Origin of the sequence: Bartonella sp. CM120XJJH (assembly GCF_042194715.1) — a bacterium.
Classification (GTDB): Bacteria; Pseudomonadota; Alphaproteobacteria; order Rhizobiales; family Rhizobiaceae; genus Bartonella.
On sequence record NZ_JBHINE010000066.1, the window covers coordinates 1 to 1,323 of the forward strand.

Sequence of the window (1,323 nt, forward strand, 5' to 3'; positions counted from 1 at the left end):
CCGCCTGCAAAATATTGCTTTTGCCTTTGGCGATAATGGCGCTCTAGCACTCCATGGTGCAATTTTAACCTTTGAAGTCATTTATGTGACAAATATCCCCAACATGGATGAAGAAGAAGGCAGTGTAGCAAGAATTGTTGAACCTTTCTTAAGCTTTGAACCAGAAACAGGCGTGAAAAACAAAGATAAATACCATAAAATTGAAGGTGGACATGTTAGAGCGACGCGATAAAGAAATCACAGATCTAAAGAGACGTGTGGCCAATATGGTTGTGGTGGGAAAAATTAGCCATGTCGACCATAAAAATGCACGCTATCGGGTAAAAAGTGGCAATCTTGTCAGTGACTGGATTCCAGACACCCAAGCCCGCGCCGGTAAAACACGCTCTTATGAAGGGCGTGATATTGGAGAGCAAGTGGTTGTTATCGCGTCATCTGGAGATTTATCACAAGGGGTGATTGTTGGCTCCATTCATACAGATGCTAATCAAGCCGCCGATAAGGGCAGCATTCACCGAACGATATACCCTGATGGAACCAGCCTTGAATATGATGATGAACAAAACACTTATGGAATTCACATCAAATCAGGGGGAAAGTTTATCCTGACAATCGCTGATGGTGTGTCACTAAAAGGTGATGGGGGCAAGCTAGAGCTTACCGCACCGGAAGGCATAAAGATTGTTTCAGAAAGCGATATAAATTTAAACGCAAAAGGCGGCATCTCTTTGAAGGCAGGTGGTGGCGTTTCTCTGAATTCGAATGATAGTCTCTCTCTTCATTCTGGGAATAATGTTTCCATTCATTCAAGTGAACTAAAGCATAACGGTACCAATGTAGGAGCAACACATGTTCATGGCGGTGTTTTCCCTGGTGGCTCGATGACAGGAGGTCCCAATTGAACAGTGGAATGGACCGCACAACGGGAAAGCCATTAACCGGCATTGATCATTTGCGCCAATCAATCCTTGATATTTTGTCAACACGGATTGGTTCGCGTGTAATGCGGCGTGACTATGGTTCACGTGTTGCTGAACTCATTGATGCACCGGTTAATAATGCTTTTTCTGTTGCTCTTTATGCTGCTGTTGCTGAGGCTTTAGACAAGTGGGAACCGCGTTTTAAATTGAAAAAAATTGATTTTAAATGGAGTGAGGCTGGACAAGTTTCTTTGTCCTTTGAAGGTATTTATTTGCCATCCGGCAAGCCCATTACCATGGAAGGATTATTGATAAAATGAATGGATTGCTTGCAAAACCCGAAATCATCACAGAACTTTCTTTTGAGGAAATACGCGCTGCTGCTCTTGCCCATTTAAAAGAG

At 43.2% G+C, this 1,323-nt stretch carries 2 protein-coding genes and 2 pseudogenes; all 4 read left to right on the forward strand.

From position 1 onward, the window contains the following. A pseudogene (locus ACFIKU_RS09710) lies at positions 1 to 232 on the forward strand (hypothetical protein); the annotation flags it as partial. Further along, a complete protein-coding gene (locus ACFIKU_RS09715) occupies positions 213 to 902 on the forward strand; it encodes a phage baseplate assembly protein V (RefSeq protein WP_375642604.1) in 690 nt (229 codons plus the stop codon). The pseudogene ACFIKU_RS09710 and the gene ACFIKU_RS09715, both read left to right, overlap by 20 nt. Beyond that, positions 899 to 1,240 carry a GPW/gp25 family protein gene (locus ACFIKU_RS09720; protein WP_375642605.1) on the forward strand — a complete coding sequence of 114 codons (342 nt, stop codon included), beginning with the start codon at positions 899 to 901 and terminating at the stop codon, positions 1,238 to 1,240. Before ACFIKU_RS09715 ends, ACFIKU_RS09720 begins: the two co-directional genes overlap by 4 nt. Beyond that, positions 1,237 to 1,323, forward strand: a pseudogene (locus ACFIKU_RS09725) (baseplate assembly protein); the annotation flags it as partial. The gene ACFIKU_RS09720 and the pseudogene ACFIKU_RS09725, both read left to right, overlap by 4 nt.